The organism is Neotabrizicola paludis, assembly GCF_044142105.1.
Classification (GTDB): Bacteria; Pseudomonadota; Alphaproteobacteria; order Rhodobacterales; family Rhodobacteraceae; genus Pseudogemmobacter.
The window spans coordinates 1-20,668 of sequence record NZ_JBGTYM010000010.1 but is presented as its reverse complement, the minus strand read 5'-3'; the positions used below and the strand labels follow the sequence as shown (position 1 = coordinate 20,668).

Genomic DNA, 20,668 nt, shown 5'->3' with positions numbered 1-20,668 from the left:
GCTCAGAATGCCACCTCGAACCAGAAAATCAAGGAATTTGGCACTATTCGGCGCGCGGCAGCCAGAGCCTGCCCAGAAGCTGGTCGAACGACAGGGGCCCTCCCCCTTTCAGCACCAGAACAAGCAGCAGCATAAACCAAAGCGCACGCTGATCGGCGATCAGCCCGTCAGAGGCCCGGTCGAACCATGCCCCTGCCGCCGCGCCATGGCCGTAGATGTCGGTCAGGCTCTGCACCATGATGAAACCGATCATCCCGAGCGCCGCCAGTCGCGTGGCCAGACCCAGCACGATCAGCAGGGGCAAAAGCAGCTCGGCCCAGGTGCCTGCCAGCACCACCAGCGTCGCGAAACCGCCCAGACGTCCGAAATCATAGCCCGCCGCCTCAAGCTGGCGCGGGAAGATCTGCGCATAGGCCCCGGCCGAGGGCGAGAACAGCCCGTCGCCGATCTTTGTCAGGCCCGAGGCCCAGAAATAGCCCAGAAGCACCGCGGCGAAGACCAGCCGGGCCAACGTCGCCAGCAGATCGTCCTGACGCTCCAGAGCGGCCGTCATCCGCGCCCAGATCAGCATCTTTCCACCCCCGATACGGCGCCCTGCGCCAGAAGCAGCCCCAGAGCGGCGCCTGCATCAAATCCATCGCCGCCCGCCTCGATCGCATCGCCCAGCGCCTGCCCTGCCAGCAGCGCGGAGACAAAGGCCCCGCCGCCCGGCGGCAGCAGATTCGGCGCTGGATCGAACCCTTGCCGCAGCATCAGCACGTCTTGCGGGCCAGGCAGGGGCGGCGGCCCACCCGCCATATTCGCCGCCCAGATCGCATGAACCGGCCAGTCCGACCGGATCAGCCGCAACGAGGGCGCAAGACACAGGCGGCACGTCAGAAGATCCTCCGGCGAGAAAGCCTCCAGTCCCGCAGGCCGATGGTCGGCCGCGTGGTAGCTTTCGCGGAGTGCCTGCTCCAGCCGCGCCACATCTGGCAGATAGGCCAGATGCGCGACTGGCGGGAAGCCCGCGAGAAAATCGGGGAATGCGGCACCATACAGCATCAGGATGCGGCTTTGCGGCGGATGGGCGCGCAGGAAGACCCCGGCCATCGCGGCAAAAAATGCCTCGCCCACCAGTTTCCGCACCGCCGGAAACCCCGCCTCCAGAGCTTTGATCAGCCCGCCCGCCACAGTGTTGCGATAGATGTCGAAGCGGCGCCCGGCGGGCCGCCCGGTTGGCCCCACCAAGCCCGCAGGCTCCGGCAGCTCCGGGTCCAACAGCGCCGCGACGAAACCGGCCTCGCTCATCGCGCGCCCTCCAGCACCGCGCCGGCCAGGGCCGCCTCGCCCGCCAGAACCGGCCATTCCGGCACATCATCATCCCATTCGATCAGCGTCGGCCTTGGCCCGCCCCGGGCGATCACCCGGCGATACAGCGTCCAGACCCGGCCATCGACCGGCGCGGCATGGCTGTCGATCAACAGCGGCGCGCCCATGTCGTCGATATCCGCATGATGCCCGCCCAAATGTAGCTCACCCACCATATCCAGCGGGAAAGCGTCGATATAGGCCTCCGCGCTCATCTGCTGGTTCACCGCCGAGACATGCACATTATTGACATCCAGCAGCAGTCTGCACCCGGTCTTCCCGGCAATTTCTTGCAGAAATTCAACTTCGGCCATCTCGGCCTCGGCAAAGGCGAGGTAGGAGGACGGGTTTTCCAACAGCATCCGCCGTCCCAGCACCTCCTGCACGCGGTCGATGTGATCGGCCACCCGGCGCAGCGTGGCCGCGGTATAGGGCAAGGGCAGAAGGTCGTTCAGGAAGGCCCCGTCATGGGTCGACCAGGCCAAATGCTCGGAAAAGCTCGCGGGGTTCAGCCAGGCGCACAGCTCTTTCAGCCGCGCCAGATGATCTTCGTCCAATGACCCTTCGCCGCCGATCGACAGGCCGACGCCATGGACAGAAATCGCAAAGCGTTCGGCCAGGTGCCGCAACTGCGCCAAGGGCCGTCCGCCCGCGCCCATGTAATTCTCGGCATGGATCTCCAGCCAACCCACCGCGCCCGGATCGGCCAGAAGCGCGGAAAAATGCTGCGGCTTGTAGCCCACGCCGGGCCGCAGGGGCAAACCGCCTTCGATCGGATCGAACATGTCTCGCCCTTCATCCTGATGCGAATATTCTCGGGGGTCCGGGGAGCGGAAAGCCCCCCGGGGATCGGCCAAGGGCGCTTACATCATGTCGCGGTCCAGGGCCTCCAGGCTGCCCATCCGCGCCATGCCGTCCTTGCCCGCAGGCAGTTCCATCGTGGTGCAGGTGCCGGCCGGGACCAGCTTCCAGGCATTGCCCTGATAGTCGACCTTCGAGGTCCCGGCGCAGGTCGTGCCCTCGCCCGCCTTGCAGTCATTCTGCCCGGCCAGCGCCACGCCGAAGCATTTCTCCATATCCTCGGCCTTGGCCGCGCCGGTCAGTTGCACGGTCATCGCACAGGCCAGCGCCGAAGCCACGGCCAGGGTTTTCGCTTGGATCGTCATGTCTGGGTCTCCCCGTTCAGAAGGTTTCCGCATCGCCTCATTCGCGATACGGCCTTCCTTACGGCGAAGACCCCCGGCAGCATTACGCCATAAACGGCCACAAAATTTCTTCGTGACCGCGTAACGCGCAATTCCCTTGCGCCGAAGCAGAAAGGCCGCCGCGACAGCACGCGACGGCCTTTCCTTTCAGATCAATAAATTGACCTCAGGCGAGGTCAGGCGGCAGGGCCGCCTTGGCAAATTCGGCCACTGCTGCCTCAAAGCCCATCGTCTCGGTGCGTGTTTCACCCAGACGGCGGACTGAAACAGTCCGCTCCTCGACTTCCTTCATCCCCACCGCAAGGATGACCGGAACCTTGCCGACGGAATGCTCGCGCACCTTGTAATTGATCTTCTCGTTGCGCAGGTCGGCCTCGGCCCGCACCCCCACCTTGACCAGCGCCTCGACGACCTCGGTCACGAAAGGATCGGCATCCGAGACGATGGAGGCCACCACCACCTGACGCGGTGCCAGCCAGAAGGGCAGCTTGCCCGCGTGGTTCTCGATCATCATGCCGATGAAGCGCTCGAACGACCCCAGCACGGCGCGGTGCAGCATGAAGGGCCGGTGTTTCGCCCCATCCTCGCCGATATAGGCCGCATCCAGCCGCTCGGGCAGGTTCGGGTCAAGCTGCAGCGTGCCGCATTGCCAGTCGCGGCCGATGGCATCGGTCAGCACGAACTCCAGCTTGGGCGCATAGAAGGCACCTTCGCCGGGGAAGATCGTATAGCTGTGCCCCGCCGCCGTGACGGCATTGGCCAGCGCCGCTTCCATCCTGTCCCAGATCTCGTCGGAACCCACACGCTTTTCCGGCCGGGTCGACAGTTTGATCCGCCATTTGTCAAAGCCAAGCTCGGCATAGATCCGCGCCAGGAATTCGATGAACTTTTGGCTCTCGGCCTCGATCTGCTCAAGCGTGCAGAAGATATGCGCGTCGTCCTGGGTAAAGCCGCGCACCCGCATGATGCCATGCAAGGCACCAGAAGGCTCGTAGCGGGCGCAAGAGCCGAACTCGGCGATGCGCAGCGGCAGGTCGCGATAGGATTTGATGCCCTGATTGAAGATCTGCACATGGCAGGGGCAATTCATCGGCTTCAGCGCATTGATCACCTTTTCCCGCGCGCCTTCCTCGTCCACTTCGACGATGAACATGTTCTCACGGTAGTTTTCCCAATGGCCCGAGGCTTCCCAGAGCTTGCGGTTCACCACCTGCGGCGTGTTCACCTCGACATAGCCATCGGCGCGCTGGCGGCGGCGCATATAGTCTTGCAGCGTGGTGTAGATCGTCCAGCCGTTCGGATGCCAGAAGACTTGGCCCGGCGCTTCTTCCTGCATATGGAACAGGTCCATCTCGCGGCCCAGCTTGCGGTGGTCGCGCTTGGCCGCCTCTTCCAGCATGTGCAGATGCGCCTTCAGGTCGTCGCGGTTCTTGAAGGCAAGGCCATAGATGCGTTGCAGCATCGGACGAGACGAGTCGCCCAGCCAATAGGCCCCGGCGACATGGGTCAGCTTGAAGGCGTCGGCGGGCACCTGCCCGGTATGCTGGAAATGCGGCCCCCGGCACAGATCCTGCCAGTCGCCATGCCAGTACATGCGAATGTCTTCGCCTTCGGGGATGCGGTCCAGCAGCTCCAGCTTGAAGGGCTCGCCCTTGCCCCGGTAATATTCCACCGCCGCGTCGCGCGACCAGACTTCGGTGCGGACGGGTTCACGCGCGTTGATGATCTTCTTCATCTGCGCTTCGATGGCGCCCAGGTCTTCCGGCGTGAAGGGCTCGGCCCGGTCGAAATCGTAGAACCAGCCGTAATCGCGCACCGGGCCGATGGTGACCTTGGTGTCGGGCCACAGCTCTTGCACGGCGCGGGCCATGATATGCGCGCAGTCATGGCGGATCAGCTCGAGCGCCGGGCCGTCATCCTTCAGCGTGTTCAGGCTGATATTGGCGTCTGCGGTGATCGGCCATTGCAGATCCCAATGCTTACCGTTCAGCTGGGCCGAGATCGCGGCCTTGGCCAGCGAGGGCGCGATGCTCTGCGCCACTTCGGCGGCGGTCACCCCGGCCGGGTAATCGCGCTTGTTGCCATCGGGGAAGGTGAGGGAGATTTGGGCCATGAGCCTGTCCTCGTCGTTCTGGCGCCAACGAAACGCCCGGTTGCGGGTTATGTCGGGCGACTGATTGCCTTTGCCCGGAGGCGCCGTCAAGCCCCGCCTTGCCGCCCCGTCGCCGATCTGGCAGCGTGGGGCGATCCGCCTGTGGGGCCTTCATGCGCAGTTTCGCCGAAATCCTGGACATCGCCATCGCACGCAAGGGCAGCCGCGAGGCCGTGCTTGCCGGCGCGATGGCGGTGAAATCCGCCGAAGAGATCGCGGCCATCCAAGATGACCGCTGGCTGGCGCAGATGGCGCGCGGCATCTTTCAGGCCGGGATCAGCTGGTCGGTGGTCGAGGCGAAATGGCCAGGCATCGAAGAAGCCTTCCAGGGGTTCACCCCCGCCCGAGTGGCCATGATTGAGGGCGATGCGCTGGACGCCCTGCTCTCGGACCCGCGCGTTATCCGCTCGGGTGCCAAGATCGTGGCGATCCGCGACAACGGGGCCGAGCTTGCCGCCAATCCGGGCCTTGGCCGCCGCATCGCCGACTGGCCTGTCAGCGATTTCGCAGGCCTGCTGGCCGATCTGAACGCCCGCTTCAGCCGTCTTGGCGGCTCGACCGGGGCCTATATGCTGCGGGTCATGGGCAAAGAGGGCTATATCCTGTCGCGCGACGTGGTGGCGCGGTTGCAGGCGGAAGATGTGATCTCCGGCGCCGCCACCTCGGCAAAGGCGATGAAGGCGATCCAGACCGCGTTCAACCGCTGGAAGGAGGAATCGGGCCTGCCGCTCAACCAGATCAGCCGGGTTCTGGCGCAGTCGATCGACGCGGGCTAGGCTGCCCGCGACAGGAGACCCCAATGCCCGACTTTCACACGACGCCTGCCGGACGCCGTCTGGCCTATGTCAAAACCGCCGGAACCGCGCCCGGCATCGTCTTTCTCGGCGGCTTCAAATCTGACATGCAGGGCACCAAGGCGGTGTTTCTGGAAGACTGGGCCCGCGCCCGAGGCCATGCCTTCCTGCGCTTCGACTATTCCGGCCATGGCCAATCCTCGGGCGCATTCGAGGAGGGCTGCATCGGCGACTGGGCGGCAGATGCCCGCGCCATGATCGAAGCGCAGACGGTGGGGCCGCAGATCCTGGTCGGCTCGTCCATGGGCGGCTGGATCTCGCTTCTGATGGCAAAAGCCCTGCCGCCGGGCCGGATCGCGGGCCTTGTCACCATCGCCGCCGCGCCCGATTTCACCACCCGGACCTGGGAGGAGGAGCTGACCGAGGCGCAGCGGCAAGAGGTGCAGAAGACAGGCCGCACCGCCCTGCCCTCCGACTATGGCGCTCCCTATGTCTTCACCCGCAAGCTGTTCGACGATGGCGCGCAGCAGCGCGTGCTGACCGCGCCTTTGCCCCTGCCCTTCCCCGTGCGTTTCCTGCAAGGCACCGCCGATACCGATGTGCCGCCGCAGGTTGCCCTGAACCTTTTGGACCATGCCAGCGGCGCCGACATCCGCCTGACATTGATGCGCGATGCCGATCACCGTTTCTCGACGCCCGACTGTCTGGCGCTGATCGCAGCCTCGGTCGCCGACGTGCTGGACGGCGCCTAGGATGCGCCGGGCGGGCGCGATCCTTCTGATCCTGCTGGCGATGATCGGGTTTGCCTGGGTGATTGCCCCTGTCGAGCCGGTCGACCGCACGATCAGCTTCGATGCCGCAACCCTGCCCGATGATCTTGAAGCCTATCTTGCAGCAGAGGAAGCCCGCTTCCCCGACATCATCCCCGGCACGGCCAAACGCATCCTCTGGGCCGGGACGAAAGGCGCCAGAACGCCCCTCGCCATCGTCTATCTGCACGGCTTCTCGGCCACGCTTCAGGAAATCCGCCCCGTCCCGGACGAAGTGGCCAAGGCCCTTGGCGCGAACCTTTTCTACACCCGCCTTGCCGGGCATGGCCGCGGCTCTGCCGCGATGGCCGAAGCCACGGCAGGTGACTGGATCGAGGATACTGCCGAAGCGCTGGCCATCGGCCGCAGGCTGGGCGAGCGGGTTCTGGTGATCGCGACCTCGACCGGCGCCACCCTGGCCGCTTTGGCCGCCACCGACCCGCAGATGAATGCCGACCTGGCCGGGATCGTGATGATCTCGCCCAATTTTCGCGTCCAGAACCGCGCCGCGATCATTCTTGACCTGCCATGGGCCCGGCTCTGGGGGCCGTGGCTGGCGGGCAATACCATCGGCTTCACGCCGGAAAACCCGGATCACGCGCGCTACTGGACGACGGCATACCCCTCCTCCGCCGCCTTCCCCATGGCGGCGCTGCTGCGCGAGGCGCGGGGCCAGGACTATGCCCAGGCCAAGGCGCCGCTTCTGGTCTTCTATTCGCCCGAAGACCATGTGATCGACCCTGCGGCGATCTGGCCCGTGACCAAGGCCTGGGCCGGCCCTGTCCGCATCGAGAAACGCCACATGCGCCCCGGCGACGACCCGTGGAGCCATGTCATCGCGGGCGATATCCTTTCCCCAGGCCAGACCGAGGAAACCGTCGCCCTGATCCTGGATTGGGCGCGCGGGCTATGACCGATCCGCTGGTCGTCCTGCCCGGATTCATGGCCGATGCGCGCGGCTTCATGCCGCAGATCGTCGATCTCGGCGCCGACCGGCCGGTGACGGTGATCCTGCCCAACGGCGCCGAGACGGTGGAACAGATGAGCCTGGCCGCCCTGTCCGCCCTGCCGCCGCGTTTCGCGCTGCTGGGCCATGGGCTTGGCGGCGAGGTGGCGCTGGACATCCTGCGCCGCGCGCCTGAGCGGGTCAGCCGCATCGCCCTTGTCTCGACCGATCCCCTGGCCGAGCCGCCCACCGTGGCCGCCAGCCGTGAGGCGAGGCTGGTGACGGCGCGGGCGGGGCGTCTGGCCGAGGCGCTGGCGCAGGACCTGCCCGCCACGGCGCTGGCCGCGACGGAATGGCGCGACGAGGTTCTGGCGCTTTGCGCCGATATGGGGCTGCGGCTGGGGCTGGCCAGCTATATCCGCCAGACCCGCGCCCTTCAGCGCCGCCCCGATCAGCAGAGAACGCTGCGCAAGCTGCGCCTGCCCGCGCTGATCCTGGCCGGGACCGAGGACCGGCTGGTGCCGCCACGGCGGCAGGAGTTTCTGGCCGGGCTGATGCCCGTGGCGCGGTTCGAAAGCATCGAAGACGCGGGCCACATGCCGCAGCTCGAGCAGCCCGAAACCGTCACCGCATCGCTGCGCGCCTTTCTGGCCGGGCCGCTGCTGCTGCGCTAGGGCGGGGCGATCCTGCGACGCAGGATCGCCTCGCACTCAGTTCGACGAGGCCAGCTTGATCGGCACGGCCTTTTGCGGGCGCGGACGGCCGGAATTCGCGTCGATGAAGGCCAGCACCAAGGGCCGGATGTTCAACCGCCAGCTCTTGCCCGCGAAGATGCCGTAATGGCCCGCGCCGGGTTCCAGATGGCTGGTCTTTTTCGTCTCCGGCACGCCGGTCAGCAGCTTCAGCGCGGCGACGCATTGGCCAGGGGCCGAGATATCGTCATTCGCGCCCTCGACCGTCTTCACCGCGACCTTGGTGATCTTGCCGATATCCACGCGCTTGCCGCCAACGGTAAAGACGTTGCGCGCCACTTCGCGGTTCTTGAAGATGCGCTCGACCGTCGTCAGGTAGAATTCCGCCGTCATATCCATGACGGCAAGATATTCATCATAGAAGCGGTTATGGGCGTCATGGTCGCCCGCCTCGCCCTGCACCACGCGCAGGATCTGCTCGGCGAAGGCCTTGGAATGGCGGTCGGCATTCATCGACATGAAGCCGGCAAGTTGCAGAAGGCCCGGATAGACCAGCCGCCCTGCGCCCTTGTGACGGAAACCGACGCGCTGGATCGCCAGATGCTCCAGCTGCCCCATCGTCACGCGGCGGCCGAAATCGGTCACTTCGGTCGCGGCGGCGTCGGGGTCGATCGGGCCACCGATCAGCGTCATGCTGCGCGGCTGGGCTTCGGGATCCTCTTCGGCCAGATAGGCCACCGCCGCCAGGGTCAGCGGCGCGGGCTGGCAGACCGCGATCACATGGGTGTCAGGCCCCAATGCGCGCATGAACTCGACCAGATAGAGGGTGTAATCCTCGACATCGAACTTGCCCTCGCTCATCGGAATGTCGCGGGCATTGTGCCAGTCGGTCACGAAGACATCGGCATCGGGCAGCAGCGAGGCGACGGTCGAACGCATCAGCGTGGCGTAATGGCCCGACATGGGCGCAACCAGCAGGATCTTGCGGGCCATCGGGGCGCGGCGGCGCACGAAGAACTGGATCAGATTGCCAAAGGGTTTCTCGACGACGGTCTTCACGTCGATGATATGGTCCTGCCCGTCCGGGCCGACGATCGAGCGGATGCCCCAGTCGGGTTTGACCATCATGCGCGCGAAGCTGCGTTCGGCGACTTCGCCCCAGGCCGCCATCAGGGGCAGGAACGGATTCATCGACAGCGCAAAGATCGGATAGCTGGCAAAGGCCCGGGCCGAGGCGCCCAGCCACTCATTCGTGTTGCGGGCGCTTTCCATGACGTCGTAGGTCGCCATATACTTCATCTCGTCTCCTTACCCGGGAGAGGGGCCCCCGGCGATGCGTCGCGTGCCCCTTCCCGTGTCCGGTGGTGTATGCTGCGCAGCAGCAAGATTAGGGGGGAAAGGTGAGCAAGACAACTGCTTCGGCTGATGCAGCACCAGCAGGACCAAAGGATGAGGCTTCCCTGCGACAGGAGAGGCTGAACGCCAATCTCGCCCGGATGGATGACCTGTCCAAGCGGCTAGCGGTCGCGCTGGCGCGGCGCAAGCCGCATGACCCGGCATTGAGCGGCCCTTCCACCGATGTCTATCTCAAGGCCACCGCCGCCTATCTTGCGGAAATGATGCAAAATCCCGCCCGCGTTCTGGAACATCAGATCGGCTATTGGGGCAAGACGCTGAAGCATTATGTCGAGGCGCAGCAGGTTCTGGCCAAGGGCGAGTTTAAGGCTCCACCCGATCCCGGCCCCAAGGACCGCCGCTTCGCCAACCCGCTTTGGGAAACACATCCTTTCTTCAACTACCTCAAACAGCAGTACCAGATGAATGCCGAGGCGCTGACCACCGCCGTGGCCGATATGGAAAGTCTGCAACCGGAAGACCGCCGCCGCGTCGACTATTTCACCCGCCAGATCGTCGATATGTTCAGCCCGACGAATTTCCTTGGAACCAATCCCGATGCGCTGGAACGCGCAGTGGCGACCGATGGCGAAAGCCTGGTGCGGGGCCTGGAAAACCTGGTGCGCGACATCGAGGCCAATGACGGAGAACTGATCGTCACACTGGCCGACAAGCAGGCCTTTCAGGTCGGACGCAACCTTGCCACCACCCCCGGCTCGGTTGTCTATCGCAATCATATGTTCGAACTGATCCAGTACGCGCCGACGACCGAGAAGGTCCATAAAGTGCCGCTGCTGATCTTTCCGCCCTGGATCAACAAGTTCTACATCATGGACCTCAAGGCCCAGAACTCGCTGGTCAAATGGATCGTCGATCAGGGTTTCACGCTGTTCGTGGTCTCCTGGATCAATCCCGACGCCTCCTATGCCGGCATCGGCATGGATGACTACATCCGCGACGGCTATCTGCGCGCCATGGCCGAGGTGCGCCGCATCACCGGCGAGCCGCAGATCAACGCCGTGGGCTATTGCATCGCCGGCACGACCCTGTCGCTCGCGCTGGCACATCTTGAGAAGGCCGGCGACAAGACCGTAAAGACCGCGACATTCTTCACGACCCTGACCGATTTTTCCGATCCGGGTGAAGTCGGCGTCTTCCTGAACGACGATTTCGTCGACGGAATCGAACGGCAGTCGGCCGCGGATGGCATTCTCGACAGCCTGTTCATGCAGCGCACCTTCTCGTTCCTGCGTTCGAACGACCTGATCTATTCGCCCGCGATCAAGAGCTACATGCTGGGCGAGGCGCCGCCCGCCTTCGACCTGCTCTACTGGAACGGCGACAGCACTAATCTGCCCGCAAAGATGGCTGTCGAATATCTGCGCGGCCTCTGCCAACAGGACGGACTGGCGAAAGGCACCTTTCCGGTCTTCGGCAGCCCGGTCAGCCTGGCCGGGGTGAAAGTGCCGCTCTGCGCCATCGCCTGCGAGACCGACCACATCGCCCATTGGCGCGGCAGCTTCAACGGCGTCAAGCAGATGGGATCGAAGGACAAGACCTTCATCCTGTCGCAGTCGGGCCATATCGCCGGGATCATCAACCCGCCCTCCAAGGGCAAGTATGGCCATTACACCAGCGACGCGGCCTTGCAGGGCAAGCCGGAAGACTGGCTCAAGGGCGCAGATTTCACCGAGGGCAGTTGGTGGCCACGCTGGGGCAAATGGCTGGCCAAATCCTCGGGCCCGATGATCAAGGCCCGCCAGCCTGGCGAGGGCGCAACAATCCTGGCCCCTGCCCCCGGCACCTATGTCCTGCCGCGCGCCGACGTGATGAGCGGCTGATTCGTGGCGCCCCGGCCGGGCTGGTCCCAGTTGCCACAGCGGCCGGGGTTCGACGTTTTTTTCGTCTCCAGACCCTGGCGCCCGCGCCGGGCGAAAGCTGCGCAGGTGGCACGCGCCGGAAGCCGCCATTGGCGCGGATCAATGCCGCGACTGCGAAAGGCTGATGCTTCAACCACTTGTGCCTGTGGCCCAACTGCCGTTGCGTCACTCGCCCGCAGCTTGCGTGTCATGACGCCGTGATGCGCCGATGGTAATGCTGCATTGCAGAAATATCCTTGAAATGCTGCGCCGCAGCATGTATATGACGCTCAGGAAACAGGCGAACCCTTCCTTCAGGAGTTACCGAAATGACCAAGACCCCCGACTTCACCAAAGTGATGCAAGACATGATGGCGGCTTTCCCCGTGGACGCCTCGGCCTTCCAGAACGCTTTCAAGAGCCAAGCTGCTTTCGGCGAGAAATTCGCCAAGGTCGCTCTGGACGCGGCTGAAAAGTCGACCGAAATCTCGTCCAAATGGGCGAAAGACGCGCTGGCCAAGATCGGCGACGTCGCCAAGGCCAAGGCCGACCCGGCCGATTACACCAAGGCCGCGACCGATTTCGCTTCGGCCGCTGCCGAGATGGCTGCCGAGAACATGGCCGCCTTCGCCGAAGTGGCGAAGAAGGTGCAGATGGAAACCGTCGAGCTGATGCTCGCCGCGGGCAAGGACATGTCGGCCGAAGCTTCTGCCGCCGTGCAGAAAGCCACCGCTGACGTGACCACCGTCGCCAAGAAGGTTGCCTCGGCCGCCAAGTAAGGCCCGGACAACGGACAATACAGGGGCGGGCTCTCTGAGCCCGCCCTTGCTTTTTGCGCCGCACCGCCCTTAAGCTTCTCTGCGACTGCAAATTGGGGGAGGACCGCAGAATGGCCGATAGTGAAAAGCCCTTGCTGATCAAGCGCTATGCCAGCCGGCGCCTCTACAACACCGAAACCTCCGACTACGTCACGCTTGAGGATATCGCGGGCTTCATCCGCAAGGGGCGCGAAGTTCAGATTGTCGATCTCAAATCCGGCGACGACCTGACCCGGCAATATCTCCTCCAGATCGTGGCCGAGCATGAATCGAAGGGCGAGAATGTTCTGCCGGTCGATGTGCTGACCGATCTGGTGCGCAGCTATGCCACCGGGATGCAATCGGTGATGCCGCAATTCCTGGCCCAAAGCTTCGAGATGCTGCGCAACAGCCAGTCGAAGATGATGGAGAATCTGGCCGCTTTCCCGAACCCGATGACCTCGATGCCGGGCTATGAGGCGCTGCGCAAGCAGCAGGAAGCCTTTCTCAAGACGATGATGGGCGGCGTGCCCGGCTGGGCATCCTCGGGACCCGAGCGCGAGGATGCGGGCGAGGGCAAGCCAGACGACATCGCCGACATCAAGAAGCAGCTGGCCGAGCTGCAGGCAAAGCTCTCCAAGCTGTAAGAGGCCGCGCATGGCCGAGGCCGAAGGCCGCGTCACCCTGTGGGGGATCGAAGTCTTCCTCGCCGCGGCCGAGGAAGGCGCGATCTCTGCCGCCGCGCGGCGGCTGGGTGTCAGCCCCTCGGCGGTCAGCCAGCAGCTTTCCGGCCTTGAGGCCGCGCTTGGCGCGCCCCTGCTCGACCGCTCCGCCCGTCCCCTTCAGGTCACGCCCGCGGGCGCCATGTTCCGACGCCACGCCCAGATCATGCTGAATGCAGCGCAAGAGGCGCGGGCCGAACTGGCGCGGGCCGATCTTGCCGGACTGACAACGCTGCGGCTTGGCATGATCGAGGATTTCGAGGCCGACGTGACGCCGCATCTTCTGTCGGACCTTGCTGTCACGCTCAAGGGGTGCCGCTTTCTTCTGGAAACCGGCCCGTCCCACCGCCTCATCGACCTTCTCGAAACCCGCGCGCTGGACGTGGCGGTCACCGCCGACCTGCCCGACGATCCTTCGGCCGAAGCGGGCTGGCGCGAGGTACATCCGATCCTGCGCGAACCCTTCGTCGCGGTCACCCCGCCCGGCCAGTCGCCCGAGGGCCTGCCGCTGATCCATTACACCGCCCGCCATCTGATGGGCCGCCAGATCAGCGCGCATCTGGCGCGGCTGGGCCTGCGCCCGGCATCGCGATTCGAGCTCGACAGCTATCACGCCATCCTGGCCATGGTGGCGGCGGGGGCGGGCTGGGCGATCCTGACGCCGCTCGCGCTGCACAAGGCGCGGCGCTTTCGGGGGGCGGTGCAGGTGCAGCCCCTGCCCTTCGAACCCTTCGACCGTTCGATATCGCTCTCGGCCCGTTCGGGCGTGCTGCAGGAAGTGCCCGGCCAGATCGCGGGTCTATTGCGCCAGCGTATCGCCACCGAAGTGCTTCCGCCCCTGCACGCCGCCTGGCCCTGGCTGGGCGGCACGCTGGCGGTGCTTTAGACGCTCAGCCCTTGACCTCGACCGCCGCCGACACCAGCGCTTCGGCGATATAGTCCAGTTCCGGCTCGGTCAGGCGTGTCGGCAGGCGCACGTCGCAGGCGCGCATCAACATGGCGCGGGTGCGCGGCATCTCTTCCACATCGCCCAGGAACTGCCAGTTCCAGAAGGCGCGGGCATTGCCTTCGCTCAAGCCGAAGACCTGCACCGAAATCCCTCGTGCCTTGGTGGCGCGCTGATAGGCGCGGGCCTCGTCATCCGACCAGTCGCCCTTCAGATTGAACTGGATCGAGTCGGGCGCGCGCAGCTCCGGCCCCAGCGGTTCGGGCACGGTCAGCCAGGGCGAGGCGTTCAGACGTTCGGCCACGCGGTCATGGTTCGCCCGGCCCTTTTCCACCCGCTCGGCCACCAGCGGCAATTGCGGCCGGATCACCGCCGCGGAAAGGTTCTGCATCCGCAGGTTATAGAGCGGCAGCTTGTTCTGCCAATGGGCGCAGGAATTGGCGAGGCCCGGATGTTTCTTCCAGTTCTCCTCATAGGCGCCCGACATGATGATCGCCCGCGCCGCCACTTCGGGATCGTCGGTGATCATGATGCCACCCTCGCCCGCATTGACCATCTTGTAGCTCTGGAAGCTGAAGCAGCCGACCTTGCCGATCGTGCCGATCTTGCGGCCATGCCATTCCGTGCCCAGGGAATGCGCCGCATCCTCGATCACCGGCAGGCCCGCCGCATCGGCCAGCGCCATGATCGCATCCATATCGCTGGTATGGCCGCGCATATGGCTGATCAGCACCGCATCGGCGCCCGGCAGCTTGGCAGCAAAATCTTCCATGTCGACGCGGTAATTCTCACCCACTTCCACCAGAACCGGCACGCAATCGGCATGAACGACCGATGAGGGCACGGCAGCGAAGGTGAAAGCCGGGATCAGAACCCTGGCCCCGCGCGGCAGGTCCAGCGCCTTGAGCGACAGGAACAGCGCCGCCGAACAGGACGAAACGGCCAGCGCGAACCGCGACCCCATCAATTCGGCGAACTCGGCCTCCAAAAGCGCCACGGGCGCATCCTTGGGCGCGGTGTAGCGGAACAGATCGCCCGAGGTCAGCAGCCGGTCGATTTCGGCCCGCGCCGCATCGGGAATGGCTTCTGCATCATAGACATTCGGGGCGAGAATCTGTCCATCGGGGGCCATGTTTTCAGCTTTCCTGAAACTCTGCTTCAGGTTCTGTGTAAACACGCGCGAAGTGACACGCCAGTGACAATTGTAACAACCGGCCGCTTTCCGCCAGTAAATCATGCCACGTCTACCAGATAAGGTAGAATATTCTCCCGATCACACCGCCTGTGCGCCGCGCGCTGCCAGCCGGTGCAGCACTTCGGCCAGCTCGTGCCAGGCGGTGCGGGCCATCGAGCGGAAACAGTAGATTTCGAATCCCTCGTCAGCCCGCAGGATCACGCTCGACATGTGGTTCAAAGGCGCGCGGATGGCGCTGCCGGCCGGAAAGGCGGCCAGCCGAAGGTCGACCGGCACCAGCCGCGCCAGAACCGCCTCGGCGCCCGCGCCCGTCAGGCCGAACCCCGCCCAGGCGTCGGACTGATCGGTGACCGCCGCGACGCCCGCCAGCGCTTCCGGCGCCGTCGCGCCGAACAGGAAGGCCTGCGCGCGCCCGGTCCAGACCAGCCGCGCGCCCCCCTTGCCCTCCGTCCAGCCTCCCGGCGCCGGAAAGGCCAGGCCCAGCGGCTTCAGCACCTTCTCGGCCGTCTTGGTCTGGCCCGGAAACAGGGCGATGGACCAGATCTCCTGCATCGCCAGCGGCGTCAGGGTCACGTCTGCCAGCGCCAGCGGCGCCTGCCCCTCCAGGGGGGCTTTCGCGATCAGTTCAGGCACGCATCCGCCCTCCGTCAGGGTCCAGGAAGACCGGGTTCTCCACCGTGCACAGCACGTCACGACCGCGCAGATGATCGACCAGCCGCACCGTCTGGCCATGCCGCGCGCGACCGTCCTTCAGGAAGGCGAGGCCCAGCCAGGCATCCAGCGTGGGCGACCAGCAGACACTGGTCACATAGCCCTCGTCATTCTCGCGCTCGGCGGCGAAGCCCGGCTTGAACAGATGCGCCCCTGCCGTGATCGGCTCCAGCGCCCGCAGCCCGACAAGCTGCTCGCGATCCGGCCCCCAAAGGCCAGGCCGCGCCGCCGCCGCCTTGCCGATGCAGTCTTTCTTGGCGCTCACCATCTTGCCCATGCCGATATCGTCGGCGCTGACGCGGCCATGGATCTCGGCATGGGTGATGAAGCCCTTCTCGATCCGCAAGACGTTCAGCGCCTCCATCCCGTAGGGTCCGCCTCCCATGGTTTCGGCCCGGGCGACCAGATCGCGGAACAAGGCCTCGCCATAGCGGGTCGGCACCGCAATCTCATAGCCTTCTTCGCCGCTGAACGAGATGCGGAACAGCCGCCCCGCCACGCCGCCCACCCGCATCGGCACAACGCCCATGAAGGGAAGGTCCGCGACCGGCTCATCCAGCAGCGAGTTCAGCAGTGCCCGCGCCTTCGGCCCGGCCACCGCGAACTGCGCCCAGGCCTCGGTCACCGACAGAAAGCGCAGGTCCCAGCCGGCACAGAAGGCCTGATGCACGAAATCCAGATGCCGCATCACCGGCCCGGCGGCGGCGGTGGTCGTGGTCATCAGGAAGTGATTTTCGCCCAGCCGCGCCGTGGTGCCGTCATCGAAGACCAGCCCGTCCTCGCGCAGCATCAGGCCATAGCGCACCCGGCCTTCAGGCAGGGTCGAGAAGGTGTTGGTATAGACAAGGTCCAGAAACCGTGCGGCATCCCGGCCCTGAATGTCGATCTTGCCCAGCGTGGACACATCGGCCACCCCCACCGCCTCGCGCACCATCTTCACTTCGCGGTCGCAGGCCTCTTTCCAGGTCGCCTCGCCCGGCTTCGGGAAATAGGAGGGGCGATACCACAGCCCGGCCTCGATCATCGGCGCGCCCCGGTCGCGGCTGGCCTGATCGCTGGTCAGAAAGCGCTGCGGCGCGAACCCCGCCCCACGTCCGCCCGCGCCCATCGCGGCAATAGACACCGGCGTATAGGGCGGACGGAAGGTCGTGGTCCCGGTCTCGGGGATCGACCGTCCGGTGGCATCGGCCAGCACCGCCAGCGCGGCGACATTGGAATTCTTGCCCTGATCCGGCGCCATGCCCTGGGTGGTGTAGCGCTTCATATGCTCGACGCTGCGGAAATTCTCCTGCGCCGAGAGCTTCACATCCTTGGTCGTCACGTCATTGGCAAAGTCCAGCCAAGCCCGGCCCTTGCCGCCGACATCCCAGATCGCGCTGATCTGGTAAGGCGCATCCTCTGCCTCTGGCAGCGCCCCGGCCTTGGCCTTGCGCCCCAGCGCCTGCAGCGCCGCCACGGCAGCCGCCTGCCCGCTGGCCAGCGCGCCATGGGTCGACATGGCGCCATTGGCGGCGCCCACCGCCACTAGCCCCGGCACCGCGCCCTCGCTGGGCACGAAAGCCGCCAGATCGTCGGACCAACGCGGACGGCCGTTCATGTGGCAGGTCAGGTGGACCGAGGGGTTCCAGCCGCCCGACATGGCCAGGCAATCGGTCTCGATACGGATCTCTTCGCCATTGGCCCGCCGCGCGGTGATCTCGCGCAGCCCATGCCGGCCCCGCGTGCCGGTGACGACCGCACCGCGATGCACCGGGCAATCCTCCAGCGCCGAAGCCTCGGGCCGCGGGTCCACGATCGCGGCCACCGTGACACCCGCCGCCATCAGATCGCGCGCCACGCCGCGTGCGGCATCGGTATTGGCGAAAAGCGTCACCCGCTTGCCGGGGCTGACGCCGTAAACATTCAGATAGGACCGCACCGCCCCCGCCATCATCACGCCGGGCCGGTCGTTCATCGGGAAGGCCACCGGGCGTTCTAGCGCCCCTGCCGCAAGCACGGTGCGCCCGGCGACGATGCGCCAGAAACATTCGCGCGGCAGGTTGGGCCGCGCCTTGCGGTGCAACCCGACCCGCTCCAGCGCGCCATAGGTGCCATTGTCATAGGCGCCGGTCACGGTCGTGCGGGTCATCACTCGGACATTCGGCAGGCTTGCCAGCTCCGCCGCAACGCCCGCCACCCAATCCACCGCCGGCTGGCCGCCGATCACGCCGCCCTCGGCCAGAAGCCGCCCGCCCAGGCGCGGCGTCTCTTCCGCCAGGATCACATCCGCCCCGGCCCGCGCCGCCGTCAGGGCCGCCATCAGCCCCGCGGGCCCGGCGCCGATCACCAAGAGATCGCAGAAGGCGAAGGCCTTTTCATATGCGCCTTCATCATGCTTGCCAGACAGGCTGCCCAGGCCCGCCGCCCGGCGGATCACCGGCTCGTACAGCCGTTCCCAGAAGGCGCGCGGCCACATGAAGGTCTTGTAGTAGAAGCCTGCCGAGAGGAAGGGCGAGACGAGATCATTGACCGCCAGCAGGTCGAAGCGCAGGCTGCCCATGCGGTTCTGGCTGCGCGCCTCCAACCCTTCGAAGGCCTCCTGAACGGTTGCGCGGACATTCGGCGTCTGGTTCGTCGGACCGATCACCTCGACCAGCGCGTTGGGTTCCTCCGAGCCGGCGGTCAGGATGCCGCGCGGGCGGTGATATTTGAACGACCGCCCGACCAGCCGCACGTCATTGGCCAGAAGCGCCGAGGCCAGCGTATCGCCCTTGTAGCCCGCATAATCGCGCCCGTCGAAACGGAAGCGCAGCGGCTTGCTGCGGTCGACCAGACCCTTGCCGTCGATCCTCATTGCCCTGCCCTCTCGGCCACCAGTTCCACGGCGGAAATCTCATGCGTCACGGTGTTGCGCGTGACCAGAAGCCACTGGGCGCAGCCGGTCTCGTGATACCACAGGTCTTTGGTCTCTCCCGCCGGATTGTCGCGCAGATGCAGATAGTTGTCCCAGGCCGCAGCGGGAGCCTCGGGGCCGGGCCGGTGCAGATAGGCCTCGGCACCGTAATAGGTGAATTCGCGCCGATCGCGGTCGCCGCAGAGCGGGCATTTCAGGCGCATGAGGTCTCTCCTTGCGTCACGGTCGCCCAGGGGCCCCGCCCCTCGGCCTTCGGCCTCATCCCGGAGCATCTGGCCCAGGATGAAGGGTAAAAGCGCTTCATCTTGGCAAGACTATTCCCGCCGGAGGCGTCCGACGGGTCTGCGGGGCGGTGCGGGGTCGGAATCCGGGCCATGGTCAATGCAGGTTGTGCTGGCTGCCGGTGCCTTCTTCGTCCAGAAGATGGCCGGTGCGGAAACGGTCAAGACGGAAGCGGCGGGCGACCTCATGGCTCTGGTCGGTGGCCATCAGATGCGCCATGCACCAGCCACTGGCCGGCACGGCCTTGAAGCCACCATAGTTCCAGCCGCAGTCGAGATACAGCCCCTCGACATGGGTCTTGTCGATGATCGGCGATCCATCGGGCGACATGTCCATGATCCCGCCCCAGCTGCGCAGCACGCGGGCACGGCCGATCATCGGCATAAGCGTCATCCCCGCCTCCATCACATGCTCGACCATGGGCAGGTTCCCGCGCGCCGCATAGCTCGCGTAGAAATCCAGATCGCCCCCGAAGACGAGGCCGCCCTTGTCGGATTGCGAGATGTAGAAATGCCCCATGCCGAATGAGACGACATGGTCGATCACCGGCTTCAGCCCCTCGGTCACGAAGGCCTGAAGGATGTGGCTCTCGATCGGCAGGCGCATCCCCGCCATGGCCGCGACCTGCCCAGACCGGCCCGCGACCACGATCCCCACCTTCTTCGCCCGGATCGCCCCGCGCGTGGTCTGCACGCCGGTGACGCGGCCGCCCTCGATGTCGATGCCAGTCACTTCGCAATTCTGGATCAGGTCGACGCCGCGCGCATCCGCCCCGCGCGCATAGCCCCAGGCCACCGCATCATGCCGCGCCGTGCCGCCGCGCGGATGCAGCAGGCCGCCATAGATCGGAAAGCGGGTCTGTTCGAAATCGAGATAGGGCAGATGCTCCCGCACCCCCTCACGGTCCAGCAGGATCGCGTCATCACCCTGGTTGATCATGGCATTGCCGCGCCGGGCAAAGGCGTCGCGCTGGCCATCCGAGTGGAACAGGTTGATCAGCCCGCGCTGCGAATGCATCACGTTGTAGTTCAGGTCAGCCTCCAGCCCCTCCCAGAGCTTCAGGCTGTGGCTGTAGAACTCGGAATTGCCCGGTAGAAAGTAGTTCGCCCGCACGATCGTCGTGTTACGCCCGACATTGCCGCCGCCCAGATAGCCCTTCTCCAGCACCGCGATATTGGTCAGCCCGTGGTTCTTGGCCAGGTAATAGGCCGTCGACAGGCCATGGCCGCCGCCGCCGATGATGATCGCGTCATATTCGGCCTTGGGCGCCGGGTCGCGCCAGGCCGGTTTCCAGCCCTTGTTGCCGAACAGCCCCTCGGTGATGACCCTGAAGCCCGAATATCGCATGTGAAGCGCCTTTCGATGACCCGGCCATGAAACCGGGACAGCGAAGGTTATTCAAGAGTATCGGGGCAATTCCTGCCCCTCGCACGACATCACATGTCGGTTTCCGGCCCCCGGGCAGACAAAGGCCCGAGAGCTTGCGCCCCCGGGCCCTGTCGCGGCTTGCCATCTGCCGGCACGCTGGCCGGTCCTGCCTCAGTCCACCATCTTGAAATATTCGGCGTGGAAATTCGCTTCCATGCCGGTGCCGCAATAGCCCATCGACATGTTCGATGTGCCCGGCCGTCAGGCAGGCGCGACCGCAATATTCCCGCAAGGTGCAGGACCCGCCCGACTCACCCTGGCCGGGCGCGCTGTCCAGATCGCAGGCGCTGCGGGCTGATGCGCCAGGAGGCGCGGCCCGGCCATTCCCGCGCGCCTTCTGATGACCAGCACCGGGCCCCGGCCCCTTGAACGCTGACACGCCGCCCGCGCCGAAGCGGCTTTGTCCACTCCGGCGCAGGCCTTTCGCCTTTTTTGGCTGGGGTCAGAGGCCCTTGCTGCGATAGGTTTTCGCGACGCGGTCGATGGCGACGA

19 protein-coding genes are annotated in these 20,668 nt (G+C 65.7%); 8 read left to right on the top strand and 11 right to left on the bottom strand.

The genetic code is table 11. The features are described 5' to 3' along the window. Positions 1-43: 43 nt before the first annotated feature. From ACED67_RS18330 to thrS, 5 genes are all read right to left on the bottom strand, one after another. Positions 44-571, bottom strand: a complete 528-nt coding sequence (locus ACED67_RS18330) for a DoxX family membrane protein (RefSeq protein WP_395543170.1) — start codon at positions 569-571, stop codon at positions 44-46. After that, positions 565-1,290, bottom strand: coding sequence for an HvfC/BufC family peptide modification chaperone (locus tag ACED67_RS18325; RefSeq protein ID WP_395543169.1), 726 nt, complete (start codon positions 1,288-1,290; stop codon positions 565-567). Before ACED67_RS18325 ends, ACED67_RS18330 begins: the two co-directional genes overlap by 7 nt. Next, on the bottom strand, positions 1,287-2,135 hold the full coding sequence (gene bufB, locus ACED67_RS18320) for an MNIO family bufferin maturase (RefSeq protein WP_395543168.1): 849 nt from the start codon (positions 2,133-2,135) through the stop codon (positions 1,287-1,289). Before bufB ends, ACED67_RS18325 begins: the two co-directional genes overlap by 4 nt. Before the next feature lie 78 nt (positions 2,136-2,213). Next, on the bottom strand, positions 2,214-2,516 hold the full coding sequence (locus ACED67_RS18315) for a BufA1 family periplasmic bufferin-type metallophore (RefSeq protein ID WP_395543167.1): 303 nt from the start codon (positions 2,514-2,516) through the stop codon (positions 2,214-2,216). Between the two features lie 205 nt (positions 2,517-2,721). Then, positions 2,722-4,668 carry a threonine--tRNA ligase gene (gene thrS, locus ACED67_RS18310; protein ID WP_395543166.1) on the bottom strand — a complete coding sequence of 649 codons (1,947 nt, stop codon included), beginning with the start codon at positions 4,666-4,668 and terminating at the stop codon, positions 2,722-2,724. A gap of 152 nt (positions 4,669-4,820) precedes the next feature. On the opposite strand from thrS, the gene ACED67_RS18305 reads away from it, so the two are divergent. The 4 genes from ACED67_RS18305 to ACED67_RS18290 are packed head-to-tail and all read left to right on the top strand — an operon-like array spanning position 4,821 to position 7,930. After that, complete coding sequence (locus tag ACED67_RS18305; protein WP_395543165.1) at positions 4,821-5,483, top strand: DNA-3-methyladenine glycosylase I; 663 nt, start codon at positions 4,821-4,823, stop codon at positions 5,481-5,483. A gap of 23 nt (positions 5,484-5,506) precedes the next feature. Further along, on the top strand, positions 5,507-6,253 hold the full coding sequence (locus ACED67_RS18300; RefSeq protein WP_395543164.1) for an alpha/beta hydrolase: 747 nt from the start codon (positions 5,507-5,509) through the stop codon (positions 6,251-6,253). A 1-nt stretch (position 6,254) separates the two neighbouring features. Continuing rightward, positions 6,255-7,223 (top strand): alpha/beta hydrolase, encoded by a 969-nt coding sequence (locus tag ACED67_RS18295; protein ID WP_395543163.1) that lies wholly within the window; start codon positions 6,255-6,257, stop codon positions 7,221-7,223. Then, positions 7,220-7,930: an alpha/beta fold hydrolase gene (locus ACED67_RS18290; protein ID WP_395543162.1), complete on the top strand. Its 711-nt coding sequence runs from the start codon at positions 7,220-7,222 to the stop codon at positions 7,928-7,930. The genes ACED67_RS18295 and ACED67_RS18290 overlap by 4 nt, the downstream gene beginning before the upstream one ends. A gap of 36 nt (positions 7,931-7,966) precedes the next feature. Here the strand turns inward: ACED67_RS18290 and phaZ are convergent, their stop codons facing one another. Next, the gene (gene phaZ, locus ACED67_RS18285) at positions 7,967-9,247 is read right to left on the bottom strand and encodes a polyhydroxyalkanoate depolymerase (protein WP_395543161.1); all 1,281 of its coding nucleotides are present in this window, start codon (positions 9,245-9,247) and stop codon (positions 7,967-7,969) included. A gap of 197 nt (positions 9,248-9,444) precedes the next feature. Between phaZ and phaC the strand changes: the two genes are divergently transcribed. The 4 genes from phaC (at position 9,445) to ACED67_RS18265 (ending at position 13,607) form a co-directional block, all read left to right on the top strand. Further along, the gene (gene phaC / locus ACED67_RS18280) at positions 9,445-11,184 is read left to right on the top strand and encodes a class I poly(R)-hydroxyalkanoic acid synthase (protein WP_395543291.1); all 1,740 of its coding nucleotides are present in this window, start codon (positions 9,445-9,447) and stop codon (positions 11,182-11,184) included. Between the two features lie 347 nt (positions 11,185-11,531). Further along, positions 11,532-11,981 carry a Phasin gene (locus tag ACED67_RS18275; protein ID WP_395543160.1) on the top strand — a complete coding sequence of 150 codons (450 nt, stop codon included), beginning with the start codon at positions 11,532-11,534 and terminating at the stop codon, positions 11,979-11,981. A gap of 110 nt (positions 11,982-12,091) precedes the next feature. After that, positions 12,092-12,646, top strand: a complete 555-nt coding sequence (gene phaR / locus ACED67_RS18270) for a polyhydroxyalkanoate synthesis repressor PhaR (protein ID WP_395543159.1) — start codon at positions 12,092-12,094, stop codon at positions 12,644-12,646. Between the two features lie 10 nt (positions 12,647-12,656). Then, positions 12,657-13,607 carry a LysR family transcriptional regulator gene (locus ACED67_RS18265; RefSeq protein WP_395543158.1) on the top strand — a complete coding sequence of 317 codons (951 nt, stop codon included), beginning with the start codon at positions 12,657-12,659 and terminating at the stop codon, positions 13,605-13,607. A gap of 4 nt (positions 13,608-13,611) precedes the next feature. On the opposite strand, the gene ACED67_RS18260 is transcribed toward ACED67_RS18265, so the two are convergent. From ACED67_RS18260 to ACED67_RS18240, 5 genes are all read right to left on the bottom strand, one after another. Beyond that, positions 13,612-14,799: a DegT/DnrJ/EryC1/StrS family aminotransferase gene (locus ACED67_RS18260; RefSeq protein ID WP_395543157.1), complete on the bottom strand. Its 1,188-nt coding sequence runs from the start codon at positions 14,797-14,799 to the stop codon at positions 13,612-13,614. A 141-nt stretch (positions 14,800-14,940) separates the two neighbouring features. Continuing rightward, positions 14,941-15,495, bottom strand: coding sequence for a sarcosine oxidase subunit gamma (locus ACED67_RS18255; RefSeq protein ID WP_395543156.1), 555 nt, complete (start codon positions 15,493-15,495; stop codon positions 14,941-14,943). Beyond that, positions 15,488-18,406, bottom strand: a complete 2,919-nt coding sequence (locus tag ACED67_RS18250; protein WP_395543155.1) for a sarcosine oxidase subunit alpha family protein — start codon at positions 18,404-18,406, stop codon at positions 15,488-15,490. The genes ACED67_RS18255 and ACED67_RS18250 overlap by 8 nt, the downstream gene beginning before the upstream one ends. After that, on the bottom strand, positions 18,403-18,669 hold the full coding sequence (locus ACED67_RS18245) for a sarcosine oxidase subunit delta (protein ID WP_395543154.1): 267 nt from the start codon (positions 18,667-18,669) through the stop codon (positions 18,403-18,405). Before ACED67_RS18245 ends, ACED67_RS18250 begins: the two co-directional genes overlap by 4 nt. A 175-nt stretch (positions 18,670-18,844) precedes the next feature. Then, complete coding sequence (locus tag ACED67_RS18240) at positions 18,845-20,095, bottom strand: sarcosine oxidase subunit beta family protein (RefSeq protein WP_395543153.1); 1,251 nt, start codon at positions 20,093-20,095, stop codon at positions 18,845-18,847. Positions 20,096-20,668 lie beyond the last annotated feature (573 nt).